The sequence below is a fragment of the Acetobacterium bakii genome (genome assembly GCF_001263355.1).
In the GTDB taxonomy this organism is placed as follows: domain Bacteria; phylum Bacillota; class Clostridia; order Eubacteriales; family Eubacteriaceae; genus Acetobacterium; species Acetobacterium bakii.
This window is the reverse complement of record NZ_LGYO01000019.1, coordinates 16,152-43,143: the sequence shown is the minus strand read 5'-3', so window position 1 is coordinate 43,143 and position 26,992 is coordinate 16,152. Positions and strand designations below refer to the sequence as shown.

The 26,992-nt window shown below is 40.8% G+C and carries 23 protein-coding genes, 1 tRNA gene and 1 riboswitch; of the genes, 13 read left to right on the top strand and 11 right to left on the bottom strand.

From position 1 onward, the window contains the following. Positions 1-93: 93 nt before the first annotated feature. From hisH to hisIE, 4 genes are read left to right on the top strand one after another with little or no spacing between them, the layout of a single operon-like run. Positions 94-702 carry an imidazole glycerol phosphate synthase subunit HisH gene (hisH, locus tag AKG39_RS08065; protein ID WP_050739873.1) on the top strand — a complete coding sequence of 203 codons (609 nt, stop codon included), beginning with the start codon at positions 94-96 and terminating at the stop codon, positions 700-702. Further along, positions 699-1,421, top strand: coding sequence for a 1-(5-phosphoribosyl)-5-[(5-phosphoribosylamino)methylideneamino]imidazole-4-carboxamide isomerase (hisA, locus tag AKG39_RS08060; protein ID WP_050739872.1), 723 nt, complete (start codon positions 699-701; stop codon positions 1,419-1,421). The genes hisH and hisA overlap by 4 nt, the downstream gene beginning before the upstream one ends. After that, positions 1,415-2,173 (top strand): imidazole glycerol phosphate synthase subunit HisF, encoded by a 759-nt coding sequence (hisF, locus tag AKG39_RS08055; protein WP_050739871.1) that lies wholly within the window; start codon positions 1,415-1,417, stop codon positions 2,171-2,173. Before hisA ends, hisF begins: the two co-directional genes overlap by 7 nt. 11 nt (positions 2,174-2,184) lie before the next feature. Beyond that, positions 2,185-2,805 carry a bifunctional phosphoribosyl-AMP cyclohydrolase/phosphoribosyl-ATP diphosphatase HisIE gene (gene hisIE, locus AKG39_RS08050; RefSeq protein ID WP_050739870.1) on the top strand — a complete coding sequence of 207 codons (621 nt, stop codon included), beginning with the start codon at positions 2,185-2,187 and terminating at the stop codon, positions 2,803-2,805. 213 nt (positions 2,806-3,018) lie between these two features. Further along, positions 3,019-3,144, top strand: a riboswitch (molybdenum cofactor riboswitch). A 216-nt stretch (positions 3,145-3,360) separates the two neighbouring features. Here the strand turns inward: hisIE and AKG39_RS08045 are convergent. The 5 genes from AKG39_RS08045 to AKG39_RS08025 form a co-directional block, all read right to left on the bottom strand. Next, positions 3,361-3,597 carry a MoaD/ThiS family protein gene (locus AKG39_RS08045; protein ID WP_050739869.1) on the bottom strand — a complete coding sequence of 79 codons (237 nt, stop codon included), beginning with the start codon at positions 3,595-3,597 and terminating at the stop codon, positions 3,361-3,363. A gap of 59 nt (positions 3,598-3,656) precedes the next feature. Continuing rightward, on the bottom strand, positions 3,657-5,456 hold the full coding sequence (locus AKG39_RS08040; protein ID WP_050739868.1) for an aldehyde ferredoxin oxidoreductase family protein: 1,800 nt from the start codon (positions 5,454-5,456) through the stop codon (positions 3,657-3,659). A 327-nt stretch (positions 5,457-5,783) separates the two neighbouring features. Next, a complete protein-coding gene (gene gshAB, locus AKG39_RS08035; RefSeq protein WP_050739942.1) occupies positions 5,784-8,102 on the bottom strand; it encodes a bifunctional glutamate--cysteine ligase GshA/glutathione synthetase GshB in 2,319 nt (772 codons plus the stop codon). Positions 8,103-8,297: 195 nt separating this feature from the next. After that, positions 8,298-8,918 (bottom strand): NUDIX hydrolase, encoded by a 621-nt coding sequence (locus AKG39_RS08030; RefSeq protein ID WP_050739867.1) that lies wholly within the window; start codon positions 8,916-8,918, stop codon positions 8,298-8,300. A gap of 164 nt (positions 8,919-9,082) precedes the next feature. Then, positions 9,083-9,159 (bottom strand) — tRNA-Pro (locus AKG39_RS08025). 171 nt (positions 9,160-9,330) lie between these two features. On the opposite strand from AKG39_RS08025, the gene rlmH reads away from it, so the two are divergent. From rlmH to AKG39_RS07985, 8 genes are all read left to right on the top strand, one after another. Beyond that, a complete protein-coding gene (gene rlmH, locus AKG39_RS08020; protein ID WP_050739866.1) occupies positions 9,331-9,810 on the top strand; it encodes a 23S rRNA (pseudouridine(1915)-N(3))-methyltransferase RlmH in 480 nt (159 codons plus the stop codon). Positions 9,811-9,888: 78 nt separating this feature from the next. After that, a complete protein-coding gene (gene hslO / locus AKG39_RS08015; protein WP_050739865.1) occupies positions 9,889-10,782 on the top strand; it encodes an Hsp33 family molecular chaperone HslO in 894 nt (297 codons plus the stop codon). Between the two features lie 5 nt (positions 10,783-10,787). Then, positions 10,788-12,323: a 4-alpha-glucanotransferase gene (gene malQ / locus AKG39_RS08010; RefSeq protein WP_083439467.1), complete on the top strand. Its 1,536-nt coding sequence runs from the start codon at positions 10,788-10,790 to the stop codon at positions 12,321-12,323. A 337-nt stretch (positions 12,324-12,660) separates the two neighbouring features. Then, the gene (locus AKG39_RS08005) at positions 12,661-13,824 is read left to right on the top strand and encodes an ABC transporter substrate-binding protein (RefSeq protein ID WP_050739864.1); all 1,164 of its coding nucleotides are present in this window, start codon (positions 12,661-12,663) and stop codon (positions 13,822-13,824) included. Between the two features lie 107 nt (positions 13,825-13,931). Continuing rightward, positions 13,932-14,825 carry a branched-chain amino acid ABC transporter permease gene (locus tag AKG39_RS08000; protein WP_050739940.1) on the top strand — a complete coding sequence of 298 codons (894 nt, stop codon included), beginning with the start codon at positions 13,932-13,934 and terminating at the stop codon, positions 14,823-14,825. Between the two features lie 14 nt (positions 14,826-14,839). Next, positions 14,840-15,946: a branched-chain amino acid ABC transporter permease gene (locus AKG39_RS07995; protein ID WP_050739863.1), complete on the top strand. Its 1,107-nt coding sequence runs from the start codon at positions 14,840-14,842 to the stop codon at positions 15,944-15,946. Continuing rightward, on the top strand, positions 15,943-16,746 hold the full coding sequence (locus AKG39_RS07990) for an ABC transporter ATP-binding protein (protein ID WP_050739862.1): 804 nt from the start codon (positions 15,943-15,945) through the stop codon (positions 16,744-16,746). The genes AKG39_RS07995 and AKG39_RS07990 overlap by 4 nt, the downstream gene beginning before the upstream one ends. Continuing rightward, positions 16,733-17,449, top strand: coding sequence for an ABC transporter ATP-binding protein (locus AKG39_RS07985; RefSeq protein ID WP_050739861.1), 717 nt, complete (start codon positions 16,733-16,735; stop codon positions 17,447-17,449). The genes AKG39_RS07990 and AKG39_RS07985 overlap by 14 nt, the downstream gene beginning before the upstream one ends. A gap of 60 nt (positions 17,450-17,509) precedes the next feature. Here AKG39_RS07985 and AKG39_RS07980 read toward each other — a convergent pair whose 3' ends face one another. The 3 genes from AKG39_RS07980 to AKG39_RS07970 are packed head-to-tail and all read right to left on the bottom strand — an operon-like array spanning position 17,510 to position 22,718. Beyond that, positions 17,510-19,045, bottom strand: coding sequence for a Ppx/GppA phosphatase family protein (locus tag AKG39_RS07980; protein ID WP_050739860.1), 1,536 nt, complete (start codon positions 19,043-19,045; stop codon positions 17,510-17,512). Next, on the bottom strand, positions 19,045-21,171 hold the full coding sequence (locus tag AKG39_RS07975; protein ID WP_050739859.1) for an RNA degradosome polyphosphate kinase: 2,127 nt from the start codon (positions 21,169-21,171) through the stop codon (positions 19,045-19,047). The genes AKG39_RS07980 and AKG39_RS07975 overlap by 1 nt, the downstream gene beginning before the upstream one ends. Next, positions 21,168-22,718: a Ppx/GppA phosphatase family protein gene (locus tag AKG39_RS07970; protein ID WP_050739858.1), complete on the bottom strand. Its 1,551-nt coding sequence runs from the start codon at positions 22,716-22,718 to the stop codon at positions 21,168-21,170. The genes AKG39_RS07975 and AKG39_RS07970 overlap by 4 nt, the downstream gene beginning before the upstream one ends. A gap of 197 nt (positions 22,719-22,915) precedes the next feature. On the opposite strand from AKG39_RS07970, the gene AKG39_RS07965 reads away from it, so the two are divergent. Next, the gene (locus tag AKG39_RS07965) at positions 22,916-23,605 is read left to right on the top strand and encodes a DUF554 domain-containing protein (protein ID WP_050739857.1); all 690 of its coding nucleotides are present in this window, start codon (positions 22,916-22,918) and stop codon (positions 23,603-23,605) included. Positions 23,606-23,854: 249 nt separating this feature from the next. Here AKG39_RS07965 and AKG39_RS07960 read toward each other — a convergent pair whose 3' ends face one another. The 3 genes from AKG39_RS07960 to AKG39_RS07950 form a co-directional block, all read right to left on the bottom strand. Beyond that, positions 23,855-24,652 carry a methyltetrahydrofolate cobalamin methyltransferase gene (locus AKG39_RS07960; RefSeq protein ID WP_050739939.1) on the bottom strand — a complete coding sequence of 266 codons (798 nt, stop codon included), beginning with the start codon at positions 24,650-24,652 and terminating at the stop codon, positions 23,855-23,857. Positions 24,653-24,865: 213 nt separating this feature from the next. Next, positions 24,866-25,501, bottom strand: a complete 636-nt coding sequence (locus AKG39_RS07955) for a cobalamin B12-binding domain-containing protein (protein WP_050739856.1) — start codon at positions 25,499-25,501, stop codon at positions 24,866-24,868. 84 nt (positions 25,502-25,585) lie between these two features. Beyond that, positions 25,586-26,965: a methyltransferase MtaB domain-containing protein gene (locus AKG39_RS07950; protein WP_050739855.1), complete on the bottom strand. Its 1,380-nt coding sequence runs from the start codon at positions 26,963-26,965 to the stop codon at positions 25,586-25,588. Positions 26,966-26,992: the final 27 nt, after the last annotated feature.

Below are 26,992 nucleotides of genomic sequence, written 5' to 3'. Positions count from 1 at the left end.
AGTGGAGAAATTGTTTCGTGCTAAACTGGCAGCCAAGCTCACGGCAGTTTTGCAATTACCAACCTAAATTATAAACAACAAGGAGGAACGCCTTTGATCGCAATTGTCGACTATGATGTCGGAAACTTAAAGAATGTCTATACGGCTCTGGGTGATGTCGGCCTGGAAGGTGTCATTACCCGGGATAAAAAAGTCCTTGAGGATGCCGAAGCCATTATCCTTCCGGGGGTTGGCGCCTTTTCAGATGCCATGGAAAACCTGAGAAAATTCGAGCTCATCGATTGTCTGGACGCCAATATCAAAAAAGGCAAGCCCCTTTTGGGGATCTGCCTGGGGATGCAGCTTTTATTTGATAAAAGCTATGAAGATGGCGAATTCCCGGGGCTTTCTTATATCCCCGGGGAGATCGTTAAGTTTTCAGCACCGGGTATAAAAATTCCCCATATGGGCTGGAACAATCTGATTATTAATCGCGACAGTCCTTTGGTTCGAAATATCGGTCCTGAAGATTATGTTTATTTTGTACATTCCTATTATGCCAAGCCGATTAATTTTGATGATGTCGTTGCCTATGCGGAGTACAGTGTTAAGGTTCCCGGCATTGTCCAGCGGGACAATGTAATGGGGATGCAATTTCATCCCGAAAAAAGCTCAACGGTTGGACTCCAACTACTCAAAAACTTTAAGGAGATTTTATCATGATTGTTTTTCCAGCAATTGATTTGAAAAACGGTAAATGTGTTCGGCTTTTACAGGGGAAAAAAGAGGCCGAAACCATTTACTTTGAAAATCCCGTAGCGGTTGCCCAAATGTGGGAATCCAAGGGTGCCCAATATTTACACCTGGTGGATTTAGATGGAGCCTTTGACGGTGAACCCAAGAATCTCAATGTGGTTAAAGAAATTGTTGAAACCCTTAATATTCCGGTGGAACTGGGTGGTGGCATCAGAAATTTAGAGATTGCCAAAAATTACATTGATATCGGTGTTGCCCGAATCATCATTGGTACCCAGGCTGTTAAGGATTTTGATTTTATTGAAAAATTATTATCCCTCTATGATGAAAAAGTCTGCGTTTCTATCGATGCCAAGAATGGTATTGTCTGTACCGAAGGTTGGGTTGAAAGCAGCAATATGGAAGCCTTGGAACTGGCCAGTAAATTAGAAAGTCTTGGCCTGACAACCCTTGTCTACACCGATATTTCTAAAGATGGCATGATGACCGGACCAAACTTTGAAATGCTGGGTGTCTTAAATGACCACCTGAAAATGAATATTATCGCTTCCGGCGGTGTTTCCTCGGTTGCCGACATGAAACGTCTGGAAGCCATGGGACTTTATGGTGCCATCACCGGAAAGGCACTTTATGAAGGGACCATTGATCTTCAAAAACTGTTGAAAGAGGAACTTAAATCATGCTAACCAAACGTATTATTCCCTGCCTTGATGTGGATAACGGCAGGGTCGTTAAAGGGAAAAAATTCCAGAATATCCAGGATGTAGCCGATCCTGTGGAGTTAGGTCGTTATTACTCCGAACAGGGTGCTGATGAATTGGTTTTTTATGATATCACAGCCTCCTATGAAGATCGGGATATTTTCATTACTATTGTTGAAAAAGTGGCTGAGGCCATTCGCATTCCCTTTACTATTGGCGGCGGCATCAGCAAGGTTGAGGATTTTCGCCGGGTACTCATGGCCGGTGCCGATAAGGTCTCGGTAAACTCTTCAGCGGTAAAAAATCCGCAGCTCATTAGGGACGCCGCCTTGAAATTCGGAGCTCAATGTGTGGTACTTTCCATTGATGCCAAACGCAACCAGCATGGCTCCTGGGATGTTTACGTGAAAGGCGGCCGTGATAATACAGGTATTGATGCCATTGAATGGGCAAAACAGGGTCAGAATCTCGGCGCCGGAGAAATCTGTATTAACTCCATTGATACGGATGGTATTAAACAGGGCTATGATCTTGAATTAAACCGTATTTTATCCAATAACCTTACCATTCCCATCATTGCTTCCGGCGGTGCCGGGACAATGGAAGATTTTGCAACGGTATTAAATGTCGGCGCCGATGCAGCTTTAGCCGCTTCGGTATTCCATTACAAAGAAATACTCATCAGCGATTTAAAAAATTATTTACACAAACAAAGTATCCCTGTAAGAAGGGTATAGAAAGGTTAATTATGGACATAACAAATATAAAATTTAACGACCTGGGACTTGTTCCCGCCATCGTCCAGGACTATGCCACCCGACAAGTTCTGATGATGGCCTGGATGAACGAGGAAGCATTAAAATTAACCATCGAAACTAAAAAAGCGACTTTCTACAGTCGCAGTCGCCAAAAACTTTGGATTAAAGGAGAAACCTCCGGCAATATCCAAACAGTTGTTACTCTGGATTATGATTGTGATGGTGACACTCTGTTGATTCAAGTCATCCCTGCCGGTCCGGCCTGCCATACCGGCAATACCTCCTGTTTTTATCGAAACCTTGTCAGTAATGAGGATTTAGCTACTGGTAATATAGAAATTCTTGGAAATCTCCAAAGCCTCATCGCCGATCGAAAAATTAATCCGGTTGCGGGTTCCTATACCAATTACCTTTTTGAAAAAGGCGTTGATAAAATTTGTAAAAAAATTGGTGAAGAGGCTGCCGAAACTATTATTGCCGCTAAAAATAACGATCCCCAAGAGTTGGTTTATGAATCCTCTGATTTGATTTATCATCTTCTGGTTCTGTTAAACAATCAAAATGTCGATTTAGATTCAATTTACAAAGAGCTTACAAAACGTCATCAATAGCATGCTTAATTTAACTTAAGCTTAACATGATTCAAAGTTTTCCTAAAGGTTCAGGGACTATGATAATAACAAGAGATGAACATCTCCCCTTTTTCTTTTCATTCCTAATATAAAAAAACAGCAGGTCATCCGGACCTGCTGTTTTTTTATATTTCATCATTTTTTTTAAATATTATTATTTTGTTTGCATTTCAGTCTGTTATGTTGTACAATAATTGTAGAACTCCGAAGTTTAGTTTTTCTAAGGATCTGTTAACAGGTCTATGGATCTAAACCGGTAGGGTATAACTGGAAACGGTTATGTCTCCCAGTGTGGAAAAGGGGCTTTGACAAGGTTATTACTTTGTTAATTTTGCATTTTTTTAGTGTAAAATAAAAAGACCATTCCTACTGGAGTGGTCTTTTTATTTTCCCATGACGTCTCTAAATTTTATTTATTTGTAACCGAAATATCTAAATTTAAATCTTTCCCAAAGACTTGAGACGCCTTCTTTACAAGAACCAGTGCCGGATTAACCAACCGGCACTGGTTTTATTTGTCTGACCTTTTCAATCTCAGCCGCCGGCTACCGGTGGAAAAATTGCTAAATAGCCATCTTTTTTAACTTCAGCGGTAAGCATGGTATCGACTTTACCATCAACACCATCCACAATGAGTGCAGCAATTTCAGGGGCTGTTATACCCAAATGATCAATCACATCCTGGGCTGTCATGCCTGGCGTATAATCCATTTGAACAACTTTACCTCTGCCTTCTCTGAAATTCGCAAATAGCTTTACATTAATACTCATAATTTCTCCTTAACGTCAAAGGGACGATCAAAGATCGTCCCTTTCTGTTCAACTGCTTTTTATAGCAATCCAAGTGCTTCTAAACGTTCTTCAGTAGGTATACCATCTGCATCCCAGCCGCGTTCTGCATAGTAAAGCGGCAGTAATACATCCAGCTTATGAACCCATCCCTTAGAAGGTCCGTCAGGCATTTCTTCTTCTAAGAATCGTGGTGGTAAGGTATCTTCTTCCGGAGAAACACCGGCTTCAAGATTAAAGAGTTTTTCAAGATTCCAGATACGTTCACCAGCCAGAAGCAAATCTTCTGGTGTCCATTCTGTCCCCAAAGTTTCATTAATCATATCCGCATATTCTTTTGCTCCCAAAGCAAAGGAAGTAAAGAGGCACAGACCTAAAGAGTCAATGACTGCGGTAAGATCCTGGAAGATTTTAACCCAGGCAGGTTTTCCGGCTAATTCAAATCGATCTAATTTTTCCGGTAATCCCAGAATTTCAGGTGAAATCAGATAGCCACGAACGTGGCAACCGCCACGGTTTGAGGTTGCATACTGAAGTCCCATTCCCTGAATCCCACGTGGATCGTAGGCAGGCAAGTCCTGTTTTTTAACAGACATTGAATATTCGGGTACCCCGAAGAAATCAGCCAAGCGGTAAGAACCTCTGGCCAATAGATCGCCAAAGCCTTCTCTGTTCCCCATTTTCTTGAGCCAGTGAATAACGGAATCAGCATTCCCGAATTTTAAGATCACATCATCATCCAGCAGTTCGTCGGTGATATAACCTCTTTGGTATAATTCCATGGCAGCTGCCAAGGTTGCCCCGGCTGAAATGGTATCAAGTCCCAATTCATTACACCAGAAGTTGGCATCAATAACAATGTCCATGTCATCAATTCCCAGGTCTCCTGCAAATACCCAAATCGTTTCATATTCTGGTCCGCCGATGCCGTCTGGATGTTTCTCGCTTTTTACCCAGCGTCCGCAGCCAATAGGGCAGTGATGACAAGGGTTGCGTTTGACGAGGTATTTTTCAGTTAAGGTTTCACCGCTGACAGCTTCCGCATCAGGGTCATAACCGCTCTGGAAGTTGTTCATAGGGTAAACACCGTGTTCATTAATGATGTTGACAAGAACAGCAGTTCCGTAGGTTGGAAGCCCGCCGCCGGTAACGCCATTTTCTTTAATTAATGTACGGCATTCTTTTGTGACAGCTTTTAATCCATCCGGATTTGCAATCTCAGGTTTTTTGGTTCCATTAACTGTAATCGCTTTCAGGTTCTTCGAACCCATAACCGCACCAACACCAGATCGGCCGGCTGCTCGGTCATCTTCATTCATGATACAACCCATTTGAGATAATTTTTCACCGGCTGGTCCAATAGTTAACACCTTAGACTCAGGATGTTTTTCTCTTAACGCTGCACTGGTTTCCGAAACATACTTGCCCCAAAGATCCAAAGCAGGTAAAATTTCAACTTTGTCGTCTTCAATATTAATATAGACAGGCAAGCTCGCTTTTCCTTCAACGATAACCGCATCATATCCGGCATATTTCAGGTATGCACCCCAATGTCCGCCTGAATTTGAGGAAGCGATACACCCAGTTAAAGGCGATTTAGTAACAACCATGTACCGTCCGCCGGTTGGGGTGGCAGTTCCTGATAATGGTCCATTAATAAAAACAATCTTGTTTTCAGCTGCAAAAGGATCTACCTGTGGATCTACCTCATCCATGTAAAGCTTTGTGCCCAAACCTCGACCGCCAATATACTTCTTAGCCAAATCAAAATCTAAATCCTCTTTCGAAACAACACCAGTTGTCAAATTGATACGCAATATTTTTCCCATATAACCAAACATTACATACGCCTCCTAAATTTCATTTATTTGTAACCGTACTCATTATATCCATTTTTTCACATTATTTCAATTAAATTATGAAAACTTAATACAAATGCAAAAATTTATCGGTTTTCTTCCAACGATTTCTATCGTAAGGTAAATTTCAAACAAAAAAAAGGCGAATTTTTCGCCTCTGAGGTCTTCAATAATTTGTTGTCTGCTGCATGATCGTACAGACAATGGCCTGTTCGCTATGATGCAGATACGGATGTCATACAAATACCCTCCTAGACTTATTTTCTATCTTGTATGCGGTTTGAGAAAGTGAATTTTCGACTTTTTCCTTTATTTTTTAAGCAACCCTAAAGTTTTTAGAATATCATAGCCCAGCCGACGCTCTTTTCCTTCAAATGGAAATGCGTGCATAACAATCATGGGATTGAAATTCAGTTCGATAATACCATAGGGTGACTCCGGATTTTTGTAATCTTCAATGATAATATCCACGCCGCAAAATTTTGCTTTAAAAGCCCTGGCAGCACATAAAGCAATTTCACTGAAATGCGAATGCATTTTTTCAGTGAAGTCAATGCTGTCCCCACCGGTACTAATATTAGAATTACCCCGAAGAAAAATCATCGTTCCACTTTCCGGCACTGACTTTGAAGTGAACCCCTGCTGTTTTAAAAACATCAGTGATTGATCATCCAGCTCAATTTTTTTCAGTGGACTGGTGAGTCCATCGCCTCGGTACTGATGCTGATTCTTGCTTTTTATTAAATCTTCAATGTTGCTACTTCCATCGCCCACAACATTTGCCGGACGGCGATGAAGCACTGCGACTACCTCTTCACCCATGGTTAAAAATCGATACTCCAAGCCTGGAACAAAAGTTTCCACAAGAATGGCAGTATCATGTTGAAATGCAATCCGCGCCCCTTCTAAAAGTTCTTCAATTGAACCACCTTTGTCAAAAATGCTTATGCCTAAACCAAAGTTTGTGGATTTCGGTTTCGTCACCACTTTTTTCCCAATATATTTATGAAGTTTATGTCGGGCCTGCTCCATGGAAAAAAATTCTTCACCTTCAGGAACAGGGACTCCGTTTTCTTTAAGGATCATTTTGGACACCACTTTATTCTCCATTAATAACGCAGTGATATAGGTGTCGGCGCTGGTTTTTGTGGCCTGTTTCACATATTCTTTATGTCCATTTTTCTCCAATGCGATAATATTGTCAACCGGATCCATAACGGTAACCTTAACGCCTCTTGTGATGGCCTCTTTAATTAAAATTTGAGTCGACATTTCAAAATTTTTAAATCCCTGCAACAGATAGTGATCTCTATGTGTTGCATCTTCATATTTCTTTGCTTTATCTAAATTTGTTTCAATGTACCCTTTTTTGAGCATTATGGTTTTTAGTCGCTTTGCATAGGTTAAATCAGGATTTTTCACCCGCTGAAGCATTGTATTAATACACTCTTCCTGACCTAATCCTAAATAATCATTTATTTCTGCAATTTTCTCCAAAATATCCTCTGCCCAGGCAGATTTCAGTGTCCAATGCTGATGATCCAACAGTTCTAAATCCGATTTAAGTCCATATTCAGCCACATATTTTTCATTTAGAAAGGCTTCCTGTTGCCAGGTTTCATAAAATTCTTCGCCTTCCAACAAAAGAAACAACATAAAAACATTTAAAAATTCAAGATCGATTTCGGCAATTCCGCATTTATCAAAAACATTCAGATCAATGGTTCGAATTTCAAGATACTGGATGCCATCTCTTTCCAGTGATTCTAAAATATTTTCATAGTTTTTTGGTTTTAAACGAATTTGAGCATAAAGCTCCTTTGCTTCTGAAATATCTCCTCGATCAATAAATTCGTTAACACTTTTAATAAAATCAGCCATTGAGGAATAGTTAGGAAAGAGATCAATGGTATTTTTATAACCACTGTAAGTTCCATTTCGTGAAGATATACCATCTTTTGAAATGAATGTGTCCTGTCCTACATCATCCATAGAGGCCAAACAATCTTTTAAATAGGATCCATGCAATGCTGGTGTACATCCCATCAGATATATGATTAGCCATCGAAAGCGCAAATAATTCCTGACTACTTTAAGATAAAGATTATCTTTGAAGTTTTTGAATGGCCGATCGCATTTTGCTTCTTTCCAAAGGGTTTCCAATAACTCCTCACTAAAGGAATAATTATAATGGATCCCTGAAATTAGTTGCCGTTTCCCGCCGTATTTTGCCATGAGCTTCTCACGATAAGCCCTTGCTTTCTTGCCAGCCTCTCCCTGATATTCTGCTATTGGTATGACATTATCCTCTGGTATATCACATGGCATCGATTGAGGCCAAAAATATTGATCATTTTCTTTGATCTCAGAAATAACAATATCAGTAAGAGATTCAAGAAAATCATAGGTTTCTTTGACTGAGTGAAATACCGGCGTTACAATTTCTATCTGACTCTCTGAAAAATCAGTGGTAATGTAGGGATTTTCCAACTTATCTCCGAAAATAGGCGGATGGGGTGTTAATGCAAGTTTTCCTTCGGTTGTTACACGAAGTCCTTCTCTTTCAATACCAAACCCAGCGGTTAAAATATCCTCAGGTGTCATTTTATGTTTTAATGTTTCTATCATGCTCATTAACCTTTCTGTTGGTGTACAGATAAAATTGGATAACTGTACATAATTTTTTTGTATTATACCATAAAAAGGTTTAAGTGAAGCTTTTATAATCCCACTTATTTTTTGTGGGATTCAAAGTTAACCGCCATCTAATTTTCCGTTTTTTATATTAACGATCTTGATCCTGGAAACATTATTTTTATAATTTTATTGGCCTTTTAATAGATTGTATCTGCTAATCAGTTCAACCACGGATTCCGCAATACTCGCCGTTATTCCCCAGATGACCTCTTTTTCATATTTATAAAAATTGACTGCATAGTTGCCCTTGGTCCATGGATAATTTTTCCCGCCTGGGATACTTTCATATGGGAAATCCTTTGATAATTCATAAACCAGATGATTAAAGTATTTTTGGGGCTTATTCTCCTGGAAAAAACGAACTGGCACCGTAAAGACTGCCGATACTTCTTCCCTGCTGTAACTATAATTGTAATCCCTTATCCAGGCAATAAAAGGATGTATAATAATATTAAATGGTGACAAAAAAACATCTCCCGGTCCCAGAATTTCAATCTGTTCCCGATTGATCAGCAGTTCCTCCATTGTTTCCCGCACTGCCCCTTCAATCGGTTTTTCATCTGCTTCCAACTGTCCTCCCGGAAAACAGATTTCTCCCGGCTGTCGCTTAAGGCCTGCTGAACGCTTTTCAAAAAGCAGCGCCGGTCCTTGAGCAGTCTCCACCAAAACTGTCAATACCGCATACTGGCTGAAATCCCCTTCACCGATCATTCCCGGCCAACGGTTGCAAAAATTATATTGATCCAAATTATCCTCCTCCTATTGTTATTCTAAATAACAACTCTTTTCATTATACTATATCGATTTTTCGATTTCAATTGCCGTTTAGTGCTTCCTGAAAACTTGCTTAATAATCATTTTACACAAAAAAATAAAGCCATCCTGGCTTTATTAAAAAATTTATTAAAAAATGGTCGGAGTGAGAGGATTTGAACCTCCGGCCTCATGGTCCCGAACCATGCGCTCTACCAAGCTGAGCCACACCCCGTTAATGTTTGCAATTCCGACCTATTCATTGTAAACTATAATTAGTAAAAATTCAATCTGTTTGGAGGAAAAATTTCATGCACGGAAAAAAACCGATTTATCGGATTGGCGCGCTGGTCCTAGTTGCCGCCCTCGTTATTAGTCTACTTGCTGTTTACGTTTTATAATTTTCATGAATATCCGGATTATTACTGTAGGAAAAATTAAAGAAAAATACCTGACCATGGCCATCCAGGAGTATACAAAACGCCTGGGGGCCTATTGTCGATTGGAAATTATCGAAGTCAAAGACGAAAAGGTTCCTGAAAAACTAACGGATGCCTTACGTACTAAGGCCATCGAATCCGAAGGCAAACGCATTCTTTCCTATTTACGTGACGACGAAATACTCGCAACCCTTGAGATCAATGGGAGCCAAATAAATTCTGTGGATTTTTCCAGGAAAATTGAAAATTTTGGAATTCAGGGAAAAAGCCAGATCAGCTTCATCATTGGGGGTTCATTAGGGTTGGCTCCAGAAATCATTCGCCGTTCAGACTGGAGTCTATCTTTTTCAGAAATGACCTTTCCTCATCAACTCTTTCGAGTGATGCTGTTAGAACAAATATATCGTTCCTTTAAAATCATCCGGGGCGAAACCTATCATAAATAAAAAATTAATGAATTAAGCTTCTTAGCTATTATACCATAGGATTCCCTAAATTCAAAAAAAAGAAACAAGAGGTAAAATATGCCAGATTATTTAGTAAAAGCAACCGCGGCTAATGGCCAGATCCGAGCATTTGCCGCCAGCACCAAAGCAATTGTAGAAACCGCCCATACGGTTCACCATACCAGCCCTGTTGTTACCCAAGCCCTGGGACGGCTTCTCACCGCCGGATCCCTGATGGGCTCCATGATAAAAAACCGTGATGAGCTGCTGACTATAAAAATTAATGGTGAAGGTCCGATCAGAGGCTTACTGGTCACCGCCGACTCCCAGGGAAACATTAAGGGCTATTCCTATGTTTCTGATTTAAAAGATACTCCCGATAACCCAATGACCGTTTCTGATGCCATCGATGATGGATCGCTGACGATCATCAAAGATATGGGTCTCAAGGAACCTTATGTAGGTTACTCCCCTCTGGTTAGCGGCGAAATTGCTGAAGACCTTACCTATTATTATGCCAAATCCGAACAGATTCCAACATCAGTATCTCTGGGTGTTCTTTTAAATGAGGATGGTTCTGTAAAACAGGCTGGGGGCTTTATTATTCAGCTAATGCCGGGTACCGACGACGAGACCATCGAAGCTTTGGAAAAAGCCCTGGCCAATACATCATCCATGACAAAACTTTTAGATGCCGGGAAAACACCCGAAACTATTTTAAAAGACATTTTTGTGGATTTGGATCTAAAAATCAACACCACTGAAGTCATCCGTTTTTTCTGTAACTGTTCGAGAGATCGTGTCACCAAGGCGCTTATAGCCATCGGCGAAGCTGAACTTAGCGAAATGATTGCCGAAGGTGAGACGGTGGAGCTTAACTGTGATTTTTGCAGTGAGAAATACGCTTTTTCCACCGAGGACCTGGCCGAGATACTAGCGGCTATTCAAAAGAGGGGGAAAGAAAAGAGGTAATTACAATGCCGTTAACCGAGCGCGCAAGCGGTGTACTCATGCACATTTCCAGTCTCCCAGGCGATTATGGTATTGGTACCCTAGGCCGTGAAGCCAAAGATTTTGTTGATCTGCTTGCCTTAATGGATTGTGCCTATTGGCAAATACTGCCCTTAGGCCCGACGGATAATTGTCACTCTCCTTATAAAAGCACCTCGGCTTTTGCCGGTAACACGGAATTTATCGATTTAGAGATTCTCAGTGAATGGGGCCTGCTAACAAAAGATGAGTTAGTCAGCAACCGCTCTCCTAATCCTCTATATTGGGTGAATTTTCAGGAGCTTCTGAAAAATCAGGAACCTGTTTTTAAATTAGCCTTTCAGCGCCTGACTCCTGAGCTTAAAAAAAGCATCCGGGAATTCGAGGAAGCAAACCGGTCATGGCTTCCGGATTTTGCTCTTTACACCACCCTCACCCAGGATTTTTCTGAAATGAATTGGACAAAATGGAAAAATAAAGAGCTTGTTCATCGAAAACCAGCGGCACTTTCCCAGGCAATAAAAAAGCATTCCGAAGAAATTGATTATCACAATTTTCTGCAGTATGCATTTTATCGCCAGTGGTCTGATCTGAAAACCTATGCCAACACAAAAGGTATCAAGATTATCGGTGATATCCCCATTTATGTGGCGCTGGAAAGTGCGGATGTATGGAGTCATTCCGAGCTGTTTCAATTGGATGCTGACGGGACTCCCCTTTTTGTAGCCGGTGTGCCGCCAGACTATTTTTCACCGGATGGACAACTCTGGGGAAATCCTCTTTATCACTGGGCTACCATGAAAGCCGATGGCTATTCCTGGTGGATGGATCGGATAAAGGCTGCCCTAAAGGCATTTGACCTGGTACGCATTGACCATTTCCGGGGTTTTTCTGCTTATTGGTCGGTTCCCGCATCTGAAACCACAGCCAAAAAAGGTCAATGGGTACCAGGACCCGGCATGGATTTTTTTAATCGAGTTTTCGAAAAACATCCTAAGCCGGGAATCATTGCCGAAGATCTTGGGGTTCAAGATGAGGCCCTCGCACAACTATTATCCGACACCGGGCTTCCGGGCATGCGACTAATGGAGTTTGCCTTTATCGACAAAAACAATAACATCCACCTTCCCCATAATTACACCCCAAATATGGTAACCTACACTGGCACCCATGATAATAATACCCTTCTGGGCACCCTTTTTAATTACACACCGGAACAACGGAACTATGCCTTAAAGTACTGTGGTTATTTGGATACCTGGCCGGACCAATGGCAGGTTGGGGGTCCTCAAAGTCCTTCCTGCCGAAGTTTCATCAGGTCGCTGTGGCAAAGCGCCGCCAATCTGGTGATTATTCCGATCCAGGACGTCTGCGGATACGGCGATGATACTAGAATGAACCAGCCCGGTACAGCCCGGGGCAACTGGTCCTTTCGAATGACAAAGGAAGGCCTGTCTTCTGTTGACATTCTATGGATGAAAGATTTGAACAGACTTTATCATCGGACCTCCAAAATAAAATAACCTCAGCACAAGAGACTTCCCCACATGCCACAACATTATTTGCCATTTTAACAGCAAATAAGTATTGTGGCATGTATTTTATCCGAATTGGCATGCTATTGCAAATCATTCACCCTATTCGATTTTATCACCTTTTAACAATTGACATAACTAAGAAATAAATAAAATCCAAAACGTTGTTTTTCTAGACATCTTTCCTGATCAAAGACACCTGTCCGTATTTTTTCATCATTTTACCCCCAGATAGCGAATATAAACTTGCAATTCAAACTTATTCTTTGATATAATAGGCCCTAGGTAAAATTAGGAATATTAAAGAAAAAGGAGGATTTTTACCATGAAAAAAATGCTTGTATTATTGTTGTCCCTTGCCCTGGTGGTTCCCATGGTTGCAGGATGTTCCGGATCATCGACTACTGCAGAAGACAGTGACGTCATCAAAATTGGTGTATTTGAACCATTAACTGGTGCCAATGCTGCCGGTGGTGAGCTTGAAGTAGACGGGATTGAATTGGCTAACCAATTACGCCCGGAAGTGTTAGGAAAAAAAGTTGAGCTTGTCGTTGCTGATAATAAATCAGACAAAGCTGAAGCCACAACCGCTGCAGCCCGATTAATCGAAAAAGACAAGGTCGTTGCTGTGTTAGGCTCCTGGGGATCTTCGCTCTCCATTGCTGCAGGTGACGTTGTGAAAACAAACGAAGTTCCTGCTGTTGCTCTATCCGCCACAAACCCACAGGTTACCGCCGGAAATGATTACTATTTCCGTGTTTGTTTCCTAGATCCTTTCCAGGGAACTGTAATGGCCAATTACGCATCTAAAAACTTAAACGCTAAAAAGGTTGCTATCATCCAGGAAGTTTCAAATGATTATTCTGTTGGCTTGGCTAAATTCTTTACCGATGCCTTTGTAAAATTAACCGGCGATCCCAACGCGATTGTGGCAACCGGAAATTACAACACCGGCGACCAAGATTTCACCGGTATTCTAACAAATATCAAAGCGACCAACCCAGATGTTATTTTCGCACCTGGTAACTATACCGAATCGGCTTTAATCATTAAACAAGCCCGTGCTCTTGGTATTACCGCACCATTTATTGGCGGAGATACATGGGAAACCAATGAATTCATCACTGTCGGCGGTGCTGATGTAGAAGGCGCTGTTATGTCAACATTCTTTGATGACACCAATCCTTTAACCGAAGCAGGCAAAACTTTTGTTGCCGAATACAAAAAAGCCTATCCCGATCGTGAAAACATTCCAGCTGTAACCGCTCTTGGTTATGACGGATACATGATGACCCTTGATGCCATCGAACGCGCCGGATCAGCTGATCCAAAAGCGATCAGAGACGCATTGGCTGCTACTGTAGATTTTGAAGGTGCAACTGGTATGATTACCATCGATGCTAACGGAGATGCTCAAAAAACTGAAGCAATCATTAAAGTAGTAAAAGATGGAAAATTCACTTACCTTGATTCTGTTACCGTTCAATAATTTACAACGACTAAAAATAAAATGAAATAAACTTTGAGGGTATTTGAAAACAAATGCCCTCAATTCAATTCAAAAGATGTAACGAGGTTATAATTATGGTAGTTGGAATGACACTTGAGACATTCTTGCAACAGCTTATCAACGGATTATCCATTGGAAGTCTCTACGCACTGATCGCCATTGGCTATACAATGGTATACGGAATTTTACGTCTCATAAATTTTGCCCACGGCGATATTTTTATGATGGCAGCATATTTTACATATTTTGGGATTGCCGTATTTTTTCTTCCCTGGTATGTTACTTTTTTCATAACAATTGTTTTAACCATATTACTGGGAGTCGGCATCGAGCGCTTCGCCTATCGACCCCTTCGTGATGCACCTAAAACATCGCTGCTGATTTCAGCCATCGGGGTTTCTTTTCTTTTGGAAAATTTGGCAACTTATCTTTTTTCGGGTAAACCACAAGCCTTCCCAAATTTTCCGTTAATGACCAACCCTATTAATTTTGGCTCACTGACAGTCCAGCCGGTTTCCATTTTGATTCCGATTGTCACCTTCTTTATTATGATCGGTTTGCTTTTTCTAATCAATCATACCAAAGTCGGCATGGCCATGCGTGCGGTTTCTGTGGATTATGATACTGCCAAGCTCATGGGTATTAAGATCAATGGGGTTATTTCTTCGACCTTTGCAATTGGCTCAGGCCTTGCTGCGGTTGGTGCTATTTTATGGTGCATGAAATACCCATCGGTGTTACCCCTCATGGGCGTTGTTATCGGCTTGAAATGTTTTATTGCCGCTGTAATCGGCGGAATCGGCAATGTTAAAGGTGCGGTTCTCGGTGGACTTATTCTTGGTTTTTCCGAAGTTCTCATGGTTGCCTTTTTCCCTGCCCTTACCGGCTATCGGGATGCAGTTGCTTTTATCATTCTTATTATTATTCTTCTGTTTCTTCCCAATGGTCTCCTTGGTAAGAAACAAGTTGAAAAGGTTTAGAGGGGGTACTGAACATGGAAAATATTCAACATCGTTTTGGTGCCTACATCAAAATACATTGGAAAACTATTGTTTTTTTAGGAGTCGTTTTAATCACCATTGGCTTGCTTGATCAATTCGTCGATTCCTATATCCGAAGACTGTTAAATCTCTGTGCTATCTATACCATTATCAGTTTGGGCATGAATCTGGTTAATGGGTTTACCGGACAGTTTTCATTGGGCCAGGCCGGTTTTATGGCGGTTGGTGCCTATACCGTTGCTATTTTCACGGTTCCCATTGAAGCCCGTGCCACCATTTTTTACCTGGCACCAATGACGCCGCTTTTAGCAAATATTCAATTACCCTTTATTGTTGCACTCCTATTGGGTGGCCTTGTCTCTGCGGGCTTTGCCTTTCTCATTGGCGGGCCTTGTTTACGTCTTCGTGGCGACTATCTGGCCATTGCAACCCTGGGATTTTCGGAAATCATCCGAATAGTTTTTACCAATACCCAAACCATCACCAATGGCGCCCTGGGGATCAAAAGCATTCCCACCATCACCAGTCTCTGGTGGACCTATGGTATTGCCATCATCATCATTGTTTTGATGATTCTGCTCATTAACTCATCCTACGGCCGGGCCTTTAAATCCATTCGCGAGGATGAAATAGCCGCTGAAGCCATGGGTGTTGGACTTTTTAAAACAAAGATGACGTCTTTTATGATCGGTGCGTTTTTCACCGGTATCGGCGGCGGTTTATTTGCCGCTCTGCTGGGAACTGTCGATCCAAAACAATTCTATTTTACACTGACCTATAACTTTCTGCTGATCATTGTTCTTGGCGGCCTGGGAAGTATTTCCGGTACGGTTATTGCCAGCTTTGTGGTTACCCTGGGACAGGAATGGCTGCGTTTCCTTGATGAGCCTATGGCTTTTGGCCTGGATCTTCCAATTTTCAGACCAGGGCTGAGAATGGTTGTTTTCTCAGCCCTGCTCATGGTTGTTGTGCTCTTTTACCGAAAAGGTTTAATGGGTACCAATGAACTCACCTGGGATTTTATTGGCAAAAAAATCAAAGTCATCAAGTCAAAGTTTAACCGCAAAAAATCAGCCAGCCAGGGAGGTGACAATAAATGAGTCTTTTAAAAACTGAAAATGTTGTCATGCAATTTGGCGGTGTTGTCGCCGTTAATGATTTGAACATTGATATTAAAAAAGGTGAATTGGCAGCTCTCATTGGGCCAAACGGTGCTGGCAAAACAACAGCATTTAATGTCATCACCGGGGTATATGCCCCAACTAAAGGTAAGGTTCTTTTTTCACCGGTTGATAGTGTTGGAGTTACCAATGAAATTGATATCACCGCAAGAAAACCAAATAAGATTACAAATCTTGGTATTGCCAGAACCTTCCAGAATATCCGACTATTCAAAGAACTGACAGTAATGGAAAATGTTCTGGTTGCAACCCATCAAAATGTTGATTTTAATTTTCTTTCTGCCACCCTTCGCTTGCCAAAGGCAATTAGGGGCGAGCTCAAAGCAAAACAGGACTGTGAATTACTTTTGGATCGTATGGGCCTCATTGATCTTAAGGATGAAAAAGCATCCTCTCTACCCTACGGACAGCAACGCCATTTAGAAATTGCCCGTGCCCTTGCTACCGATCCACAGCTCCTTCTTTTGGACGAACCGGCAGCAGGTATGAATCCCCAGGAAACCGATGAATTGACGGATCTTATTTTGAAATTGAAAACTGATTTTGGCTTAACTATTTTTATGATTGAGCATCATATGGATTTGGTTATGGAAATTTCTGATCATATTTATGTTTTGGATTTTGGCTGCACCATTGCCAAAGGAACACCGGATCAAATCCAAAATGATCCTAAAGTAATTGAAGCATATCTGGGGGTGGACGCCGATGTTGAAGATTAAAGACCTGCAAGTTTCCTATGGCGGCATTGAAGCTGTAAAAGGGATTGATATTGAAGTCCCTGATGGCAGTATTGTCACCCTGATTGGTGCCAATGGTGCTGGAAAAAGCACCACCCTCCGTTCCATTGTCGGCCTGGTAAAAACAAAATCCGGGAGCATCACCTATAATGATGAAGAACTGCTGGGGATGGATACCACTAAAATTGTTGGCAAAGGGATTACACTCGTTCCCGAGGGACGCCATGTTTTTCCTGATCTGACTGTTTTTGAAAATCTTAAGATTGGTGCTTATATGCGTAAGGACAGTCTGGATGAGGATATCAAAAACATCTATGGCCTATTTCCCCGTTTAGAGGAACGCTCCTGGCAACAGGCTGGAACCCTTTCCGGGGGTGAACAGCAAATGCTGGCGGTGGGACGGGCGATGATGAGTCGACCAAAACTACTGATGATGGATGAGCCGTCACTGGGATTGGCACCACTAATTGTTAAAGGAATTTTTGATATTATTGAAACCTTGAACAAAGAAGGAATTACCATTCTATTGATTGAACAGAATGCCAATATGGCTCTAAAAATTGCCGATTACGCTTATGTATTGGAAACCGGAAAAATTACCAAACAGGGCACTGGGAAAGAGCTTCTCAGTGATGAAAGTATTAAAGAAGCGTATCTTGGAAAAAGCCAGCGCAAAAATAAATAGTAATACTTTAAAAGACCAGTCATCATAAATCTGATGACTGGTCTTTTTTTTGCTATTATTTTATCGAATGGATAAAACAACTTCATTTTTAATGGTTAATGTTTTATTAAATACTCGTTTGAATTTTTTTCCACACTCTGAGATGATCATATCATCAAATACCGAATGACCGGTGGTTAGAACATTGAGCTGAACCTCATTATCTTTAATCACACAATTTACATCCTTAACAACCCCGTCCATACTCCGGTCTAAATACTCAGAAATTTGCAAAAAGAGACTGAGCTGATCAATTAAATGACGTTCGTCTTCCTGGAGCAGTCCCACATATTCTTCAGAGATTTTAATTTTTTTATTGGTGCGATGATTTAATGCAATAAAAGCACTCATTAAAAGATCCGTCTGTCCGATTCCAATGATACCAGAATTTAATATGATATAAAAGCTATGCTCATGATGATTGCTGTACTGGAGCTTCATCCCAGAATCATGAAGCATGGCACTCGCTTTAATCATTTTACGAACATCCTGGGTGATTCCATGCAAAGGTTTTAACTGCTCAAAAAGAGTCTCGGTAAGCTTCAATACATGATAGGCATGGGGAATATTGACGTTAAAGTTCAGCATAACATTGACCAATGATAGTTCGAAAATATCGTAAACCAGGTTATCCTGGTTATAACCGAAGTATTCAAAAATAATTCCATCCCTCAGACCAGCGTTGCTGATAATGAGTTCAGGTGATTCAATCTGCTTCATTACCCGTGCCAGCGCATGACTTGATCCCACAAAAATATCAATCCGTCCTTTTGAGAGCCCCTTTAAATTTGACCGTTCCGCCAGATTCATGCCTGCGGCCATATCGCATACGCGATTCACAGCGCCTGGCTGCATCCGATAATTATGGGGAATTTCCAGGGGATAATCAATGATATTCCGGTGGATTCTGCCCACATTTCGGATCGTCCCACCAACCCCAATCACAGGCAAGCCATGAGCTTTTGAAAAGATGGGATTTTCACTCATGATTTTTGAAAGATACTTATCCAAATCGTTTAATTTTTTATGGGTAATCTCATCCTCTAAATCAAATCGCTCAGCCAGATCAAAGGATCCGAATGGCAGGCTAATGGCTTCAATATTCTTGCGGTCTCTGATGAGTACAAACTCGACACTGCCTCCCCCAATATCCATGAGCAGAGCATCCTTCACATCCAAGGTATTAATGGCTCCCAGATAATCTAAACTGGCTTCTCGCTCCCCTGAAATAACCACTACATCGAAGCCTGTTTCTGCTTTGATTCTCGCCACATATTCTTTTCCATTAGTCGCTTTTCTGATTGCTGCAGTTGCCACCGCAATTACTTTCTGAAGCCCATAGGCGTCACACATACTGCGATACATTCCCAGCGTTTCTAACCCAAAATCCATGCGATCCTGTTGCAAAGCCCCTGTTTCCGAAAGCCCTTCACTAAGACGGACATTTACTTTAACATCATCAATGATCTGAAAATACTCGTTATTATAATATTCACCCACCACCAGATGAACGCTGTTTGATCCAATATCAATAACACCTATATTTCGTCTTTCCATTATAACTCTCCTCCAAAATCCTGATTTAATAATCCTTGATTCAACAAATCTCTTTTCCTGACAGCCTCAAACTGCGCTTCAGCCTCTTCGCAAAAATATTTTTGACAGGACAACAATTCCTTACCCCGTTTATCCATCCGTACATATTCGCCGGTTTCAGTCATAATTCGGGTTTTTATGGTATCGCTTAATGTAATATCAATAATGTGCTTTAATTTTTGCTTTAAATCCATATCCTCCACCGGAAAAAGAGTTTCAATTCGGCGATCGAGATTTCGCTCCATCCAGTCGGCGCTTGAAAGAAAAATATCTTCCTTGCCCTGATTGTAAAAATAATAAATCCGACTGTGTTCAAGAAACGTACCGACAATACTGTGCACTGAAATATTTTCGCTGATTTTGGGAATCCCTGGCACCAGTGAACACATGCCCCTAACAATCAATTGTATTTCAACCCCGGCCTGGGAAGCCTCGTAAAGCTTATTGACAATGCCCTCATCAATGAGAGAATTCATTTTGGCAATGATTTTTCCCTTTTCGCCCATCTTAATATTTTCAATTTCACGGTCAATGGCAATATAAAAGGCATTTCGCATGGTTTTCGGAGCCACCTCCATCTTTTTCCAAAGGGTATAATGGCTGTAACCCGAAAGCAAATTAAACAGCGTCGAAACATCCGAAGCATAACTTTCCTTGGCTGTAAACATTCCCAGATCAGTATATAAATTTGCAGTGACATCGTTGTAATTTCCGGTACCTAAATGAACATAGCGTCTGATTCCATCGGATTCGTTGCGCACCACCAGGATCATCTTACAATGAATTTTGAGTCCGGCCAATCCATAAATCACATGACAACCAGCCTGCTCCAGCTTCTTGGCCCAAACAATATTATTGGCCTCATCAAAACGGGCCTTAAGCTCAACCAGCACCGTTACCTGTTTCCCATTTTGGGCCGCCTGGATCAGTGCTTCAATGATCGGCGAATCCCCACTCACCCGATAAAGGGTTTGTTTGATGGCCAGGACATCAGGATCAGTGGCAGCCAGACGAACAAAATCAATGACAGTCTTAAAAGACTGGTATGGATGATGCAAAAGCCGATCTTTTTCCCGGATGATTTCAAAAATATCCTCTCGTCCATAAAAATCATCTGAAATCACCGATGTGTAGCGGGGATCTCTGAGATCTGCAAATTCTGGCCGTCCATGAAATTTCATGAAACAGGTAAGGTCCAAGTTTCCCTTTAGCTCAAAAACCTCATCGTTGGAAATTTCCAATTCTTTAATCAGCCATTTTCTCATTTTTTTACCCATGGATTTCGTCACTTCAAGCTTAATGGCTGCGCCCCATTTACGCTGCTGAATGGATTTCTCAATTTCGATGAGAAGATCTTCCGCTTCATCCTCATCAATATCGAGGTCACCATTTCTTGTGATCCGAAATTCACTGACCTGTTTAACCTCGTAACCCGTAAAGAGTTCATGAACAAAGGGCCTGATAATATCCTCAATGAAAATATAATTAAAACCTTTTTTCTCCATTGTATTGGGCAAGGCAATGATCCTGTCCAAAACCTTGGGAATCTCAAGAATGGCCATAAATTCTTTCTCTTCTTTATTCATTGCTTCATTATCATGGAGAATCACACACAGATACACCTGATTGTTTTTTACCAGAGGAAAAGGTCGGCTGTTATCAATGGCTTGAGGAGTCAAAACCGGGTAACAGGCTTCTATAAAATAATGAAGTGCAAAATCTTTGGCTTCGTCTCCAAGCTCTTCATATTCCATGAAAAAAACTTTGTTTTGATTCAGTTCCGGTATAATTGATTTTGACAGACAGGTATACTGGCGCGCCATCATATCCTGGGTGCGTATTGAAAGCTCAGCCAATTGTTCCTGGGGCGTTAAGCCATCAAGACTTTTCTTATTATAACCGACATTGATCTGATCCATAATTCCGGCTATTCGTACCATGAAAAACTCATCCAGATTGGATGCGGTAATCGAAAGAAATTTCAAACGGTCCATCACTGGATTATTTTTATCGTAGGCCTCTTCCAAAACTCGGGTATTGAAATCCAACCAGCTGATTTCGCGGTTAATAAATATATTATTTTTCATGCTTCAATCCTCTTTATTTTTAGTGTTGGTTTAATGCCATAAACCTTTTCCATGGTCGACCGACTTGCTTTGAAAAAATATTCTTCTAATTGAATGTTTTTCCCGGTGGTCACTTCAATGAACAGCTTTTCCTCTTTCAAATGACATCGGACGGTCCGAATTTTCTGCTGATAACTTTTATCCAATGCAATAGCTAATTTTAAAATGGCTGCCAGTTTAGCAATCAGCAATTGTTCAGTTTCATCAGCTGAACTAACGGTATCCTCAACAACCATGAAATTGGTTTTCACCGCCTCGGCAATTTTTCCCATTATTTCTTTTTCCTTTTGGGTCACACCGATTAAATCCGTTGTTTCGATGATGGCACGGCTTTGCACCCAAAAATTTTTGAGATCAATAAAGCTCCCTACCTCAATAAGATAACTGAGAATGGATAGCAGCTGACGTTCTCGTTTGCCTAACTGATGATGCTTTTTTAGAGAATCAAAAATCTTCAAACTCATCATTTCCACAAATTCACCATGACCTTCGCTGGCATCGTATTTTAGACCAATTGCTTTTGCTGAATCATAGCTTCCCTTTTCAATCCACTCTGATAATTTTTGATTCTTGGTAACCTGAAATTCAAAATCCAAAATAGCATCGCCGATACTCAATGGGGTTAGAATAAAGGTTACCACCTGGGTGTCTTCCAATAATTTGAGATAAAGAATCAATGTATGATTTAAGGTTTCAGCCTCCATTTGATGCAGAAAAGGATACTTTTTCATCAATTGATTGGCGGTGAGATTGCCGACGGCCTTACATACTTTTTCAAATTCCCGGGCTTCAATTTCATAATAATCATGTTCTTCATTATACCCACATAATTGAGCAATCACTTTTACCTCGTGGGATGAAACCAATAGTTTTTTTATTTTACGCCGTTTAATGTTTTCACTGATGGTATGGGTATTCATGGAAATATATTCTAAAAGAAGTGTTTCAAAACGCTCAGTATTTTCCTCAATGGACTTGAGGATTTCCTTCATCTTAAGATATCCCAATTCAGCCGTCTGAAAATAATCAATAGTGCCATTTTTCATTAAAGCCACCGATACATTCCCACTTGAAATCGCAGCCATCATCTGATCGCCTGTGTTTTTACTAATAAAATCAAATGCATCTTCGCATTTCAACAACATATGACGGTAAATCAAATGGGTTTCATCCTCTTTTCCGAGTATTTCCACTTCATATCCGCCAGTATTGATTTTAATCTGTTCCACAATATAAATGCGATTTTTCGCTTCCCTTAGTGCAGTAGTGCCGACAATTTTTATGACTTCGACATCATAAGTTTTCGACATAGTGATATATTCATTGATAATCTGGCATAGAGCGTAAACCGATTTAAAGCTGATTTCCCCTTTTGTAAAGCTTTGGGTCCCAAAGCTAATGGGAAACATTGCCCGATCTAAAATATGTATGTAGCCTTTCCCCCGTTGCCCGATGATGAGTTCACACTTACTTGAGCCAATATAGATAACAGAAAACCGTTTAATCATAAAAATCACCTCCAGTTATTCTTTCTATTTTATCACAATTTAGGTTAAATGGATGTTAAAACTCTGATAAGTCATGGCTTTTTTCTGAAAATCTTTGCGCTAAAATTGCGTTAAACGAATGATTCACATCCCTCAGACGAAAATTCTATGTTACAATAATCCTTGGACTTAATAATTATTTTTAGGAGGACACCCTTGTGGTAGGAACAATCATCAATGCAGCCGCTATTATTATTTGTGGATTCATCGGACTTCTTTTTAAAAAAGGCCTTCCCAAACGCCTCAGTGATACCATTACCCAGGGTTTGGGCCTGGGTATCGTTATTATCGGCATTAATATGGCTCTGGAAACCCAGAATATTCTCATTATGCTGGTTAGCCTTTTGTTTGGGGCTATTTTAGGAGAGGTTATTAATATTGAAAAACAGCTCCAGCGCCTGGGGGACACACTGGCATCAAAAATGAAACCCAGCGACAACAATGTGTCACTGGGTTTTGTCAGTGCCTCGCTTTTATTTTGTACCGGCTCCATGGCCATTATGGGTGCTATTGAAAACGGACTTACCGGCACCTACGGGATTCTCCTCAGCAAATCCCTTTTGGATGGTATTTTTTCCATGATTTTTGCCTCAACCATGGGTGTTGGGATTCTTTTTTCTGCTATTCCGGTTTTTCTGTACCAGGGAAGCATCAGTCTTCTGGCGGGATCAATCAAAGCCTTTCTTTCCCCGGAAATGATCGTTGAAATGAACGCGGTTGGCGGCATCCTTATTTTAGCCATTGGCATCAATCTATTAAAGATTAAAGAAATCAAGGTGGGAAATTTACTGCCTTCGGTTATTATGCCAATAATTATTCTCTGGGCTATCGGATTATTCGGATTTTAATTCAGGGATAACTAATTGAAATTGAGAGCTTTGTTCATTTTGAACAGGCAAAGCAAAAAGTGAGTCCTGAGGATAATCGTAACATCAGTTGTCGGTATCATGGCGAACAGACCCAGCCTGTACAATCATGCAGTCGAAAACGATTTATTATTGTCCCTAGGACGATTTTCTGAATAAACTAAAGCCGGCAGTCAGACCTGCCGGCTTTTATGATCATATTAAATGGAGAATAAATTTTCTGGATCTTTTCTAGTTAAGCAAACCCTTACGATGGGCTTTAATGTATTTACCGCAATAGCTGTCCATACCAAGTGTGGCGGTGGAGGCAATGATCCCAGCCATCATTTTTGTATTGGTGGGATCCAGTACATACCCGTCCATACCCACAGTCATCGTTTGAACAACAAAGAGACGATTAAGAATGCTGCGGTTAGGCAAACCATAGGAAATATTACTCAGCCCGCACATAAAATGAACATCCGGAAAATCTTCTTTAATTTTTTTAACGGTATTCAGCACCTCAGCGCCGGCGGTTGCCACGCTGCTCACTGGCTTAACCAGGGGATCGAAATACATATCTTCATCAGCAATACCCTCTTTAGATAATTTTGCATGAAGATTTCGAACCACTTTCATTCGGTCTTCGGAAGTGTTTGGCATGCCGGTACTGTCCATACAGAGAACCACAACCTTGGCATTGTATTTTTTAATGAGGGGCAGCACTGCGGCGTATCTTTCGTCCTCATCAGAAATGGAATTGATCATCGGACGTCCGTTTTTACATAATGACAAACCAACATCCAGAACTTCTGCGTCAGGGCTATCAATACATAGGGGTATATCGACTTCATCCTGAACGATATTCACCAGCCATTTCATTGTTTCTTCCTCAATATTAATCATATTCCCACAATTAACATCGATATAAGTTGCCCCGGATTTCGCTTGTTTACTGGCTAATTCCCGGATATAAGCCTCATCTTTATTGAGAACCGCTTCTTTTACAGCAGCACGGCTTGTGTTAATTAATTCACCTACAATTGTCAGCATATTATGCGTCTCCTATCTTTTAATTTATTTATAAGTAATCGCCAAATTCAAAAGAATCGAACAATGATTGCTTTGATGTCAGTTTTCACAAACGATTTTGTAACGTGCAGGCGAACAGTCGACAGACTGTACGCCGTGCAGTGTAAAAATTGTTTCGTGTAAACTGGCAGCGAAGCTCATGTTAGTCTCGCAATTACCTATTTAATTTATTTAAGCAGTCATCATGCGGTCACATAATTCAACCGCTGTGGAAGCATCTTCAGAATAACCATCTGCGCCGATATCTTCTGCAAATTCCTGGGTAATTGGAGCCCCGCCAATAATGATTTTAATCTGATCACGAAGCCCTTCTTTCGTTAGTTGTTTAATAGTAGAATCCATCTTCATCATGGTTGTTGTGAGCAATGAAGACATCCCCACAATATCAGGTTTATGTTCCTTAACCGCTGCAACAAAAGCTTCTTCTTTTATATCAACGCCCAGATCCACCACCGTATAACCACGGCTTTCCATCATCATAATCAACAGGTTTTTACCGATATCATGTAAATCGCCATTAACGGTTCCAATAATTATTTTACCCTTGCTGGGAATATCTCCATCTGTTATTAATGGTTTTAAAAGTTTCATGCCTTCGTTCATGGTATCTGCGGATTCCATGACTTCGGGTACAAACATTTCACCGCTTTTAAATAAGGGTGCGACAATATTCATTCCCGCAATTAAACCATCATTGATAATCGTTATCGGATCGATTCCTGCATCAATTAATTGCTGAACCAAAGCCTTTACTTCGTCTAATTCACCGTCTAAAACACATTGGGAAACATCGTTTAAAGTTGCCATTATAAGCCTCCTGAAATTCTATTTTTTTATATCTTTATTTAAAGGTTTTATTTAAATGTTATATCATCAATTTTGCCAACAATTTTATTTCAAACCATATTCACTTGGAATAAATTTAGTCATATCCAGCTCTGATTTCATTTGTTCGTAAAATTCTCCGGCATCATCGGGAATGCTGTCAATGGCTTTATCCATTTTATCCAGCCATTTCATATCACGTCGATCACTTTTTACAATGCCTTCATTGATAGCTTTCTTTAATTCCTGTACGGTAAGTTTAGCGGCTATTTTAGTTCTCAGGAAATTATCCTGGGTTTTTACTAATTCAGCACTGATTCTCATAACAACATCCGGTCTTAACACATAAGCCTGAACGTCAAGGGCTGCATCCGAATCAACCAGTAAATCTCTAAACATGACCTGCTGGCCTTTTTTGGTTGCAGCATTCATCAAACGACAATCGTAAATCAATTGTTCCATGGCTACAACAGGAGCCATTTCAGATAAGAGTTTAACCTGTTGAATAGATTCGTTACTCCAGGTGTCGGCAAGTGCCGCAGCAATATTACCGATAGGACTTAAATGGGCACCGGCTGCTGATTTACCTTCCATACCAATTGGTAATCCTGTAATGGCTTTAATATATGGTCCTTCATAAGCACAATCTTTGCCTGGGCCAACACAGCCCTGTTCAAAGGCAACTAAACCTCTTGGCACAGCAGCGACACGAATAACAGCTGCAAACACATGGGGAATAAAACCTTTTTCCGCTAATACCATGGCGGTATTGGCAAAACCACAGGCAGAGTCACCAGCTGGATAACAGTTATTGGCTTTGGCAATACCTACTAAATGCTTCCAAAGGAATTCCATATCAGTAACTCCAAGCACGCCCAAAGCAAAAATCGCTGTGCGAATGTCAGCTTTTACTAAGGCCCCATCATGAATTTCCTTACCTCCGGTTGATTCAATTGAAATAAAATCGGAGCCATCTTTTGCACACTGTTCGAAAAGTTCAAGCATGGTATCCCAATATTTTCCGTGGCGCATGATTGGTGGACGGCTAAATTCTCTTAAATCATTTGGTGTTGTTCGAATAGCGGATTTCAAACCGTATTTTTCACTGGCTTCTTTCATACTGTTCAAAAGAATGCGATTAACTTCAATCCCGTATTTAGGATTTTCGGTGAAGTCAGGAACTGTTTCAAATTCTACCAATACCCCCGGAGCGTATAATTCAGCTGCACGCTTTAAGACACCATCAATAATATTGGAATAAATGGTACAGGCCTTTTTAATGGTTGTATCATTAATATCCATTCCTGGCAGGGTAAAGTTAATTTCCGGATAAACTGTCCCGCCACCAATCACCATGCCACTTTTTGTGGTCACTGGATTTGGACAGGAACCGTATACAAAATCATCTAAATTGCTGTATGCCAATTGATTAAATTTTTTTACCATTTTTTTTTCCTCCAAATTATTTATTAA

Coding starts and splice junctions, on each gene's coding strand:
- hisA (WP_050739872.1), top strand. CDS start 699: ATGATTGTTTTTCCAGCAATTGATTTGAAAAACGGTAAATGTGTTCGG.
- hisF (WP_050739871.1), top strand. CDS start 1,415: ATGCTAACCAAACGTATTATTCCCTGCCTTGATGTGGATAACGGCAGG.
- hisIE (WP_050739870.1), top strand. CDS start 2,185: ATGGACATAACAAATATAAAATTTAACGACCTGGGACTTGTTCCCGCC.
- AKG39_RS08045 (WP_050739869.1), bottom strand. CDS start 3,597: ATGAGTATTAATGTAAAGCTATTTGCGAATTTCAGAGAAGGCAGAGGT.
- AKG39_RS08040 (WP_050739868.1), bottom strand. CDS start 5,456: ATGTTTGGTTATATGGGAAAAATATTGCGTATCAATTTGACAACTGGT.
- gshAB (WP_050739942.1), bottom strand. CDS start 8,102: ATGATAGAAACATTAAAACATAAAATGACACCTGAGGATATTTTAACC.
- rlmH (WP_050739866.1), top strand. CDS start 9,331: ATGAATATCCGGATTATTACTGTAGGAAAAATTAAAGAAAAATACCTG.
- hslO (WP_050739865.1), top strand. CDS start 9,889: ATGCCAGATTATTTAGTAAAAGCAACCGCGGCTAATGGCCAGATCCGA.
- malQ (WP_083439467.1), top strand. CDS start 10,788: ATGCCGTTAACCGAGCGCGCAAGCGGTGTACTCATGCACATTTCCAGT.
- AKG39_RS08005 (WP_050739864.1), top strand. CDS start 12,661: ATGAAAAAAATGCTTGTATTATTGTTGTCCCTTGCCCTGGTGGTTCCC.
- AKG39_RS08000 (WP_050739940.1), top strand. CDS start 13,932: ATGACACTTGAGACATTCTTGCAACAGCTTATCAACGGATTATCCATT.
- AKG39_RS07995 (WP_050739863.1), top strand. CDS start 14,840: ATGGAAAATATTCAACATCGTTTTGGTGCCTACATCAAAATACATTGG.
- AKG39_RS07990 (WP_050739862.1), top strand. CDS start 15,943: ATGAGTCTTTTAAAAACTGAAAATGTTGTCATGCAATTTGGCGGTGTT.
- AKG39_RS07985 (WP_050739861.1), top strand. CDS start 16,733: ATGTTGAAGATTAAAGACCTGCAAGTTTCCTATGGCGGCATTGAAGCT.
- AKG39_RS07980 (WP_050739860.1), bottom strand. CDS start 19,045: ATGGAAAGACGAAATATAGGTGTTATTGATATTGGATCAAACAGCGTT.
- AKG39_RS07975 (WP_050739859.1), bottom strand. CDS start 21,171: ATGAAAAATAATATATTTATTAACCGCGAAATCAGCTGGTTGGATTTC.
- AKG39_RS07970 (WP_050739858.1), bottom strand. CDS start 22,718: ATGATTAAACGGTTTTCTGTTATCTATATTGGCTCAAGTAAGTGTGAA.
- AKG39_RS07955 (WP_050739856.1), bottom strand. CDS start 25,501: ATGGCAACTTTAAACGATGTTTCCCAATGTGTTTTAGACGGTGAATTA.
- AKG39_RS07950 (WP_050739855.1), bottom strand. CDS start 26,965: ATGGTAAAAAAATTTAATCAATTGGCATACAGCAATTTAGATGATTTT.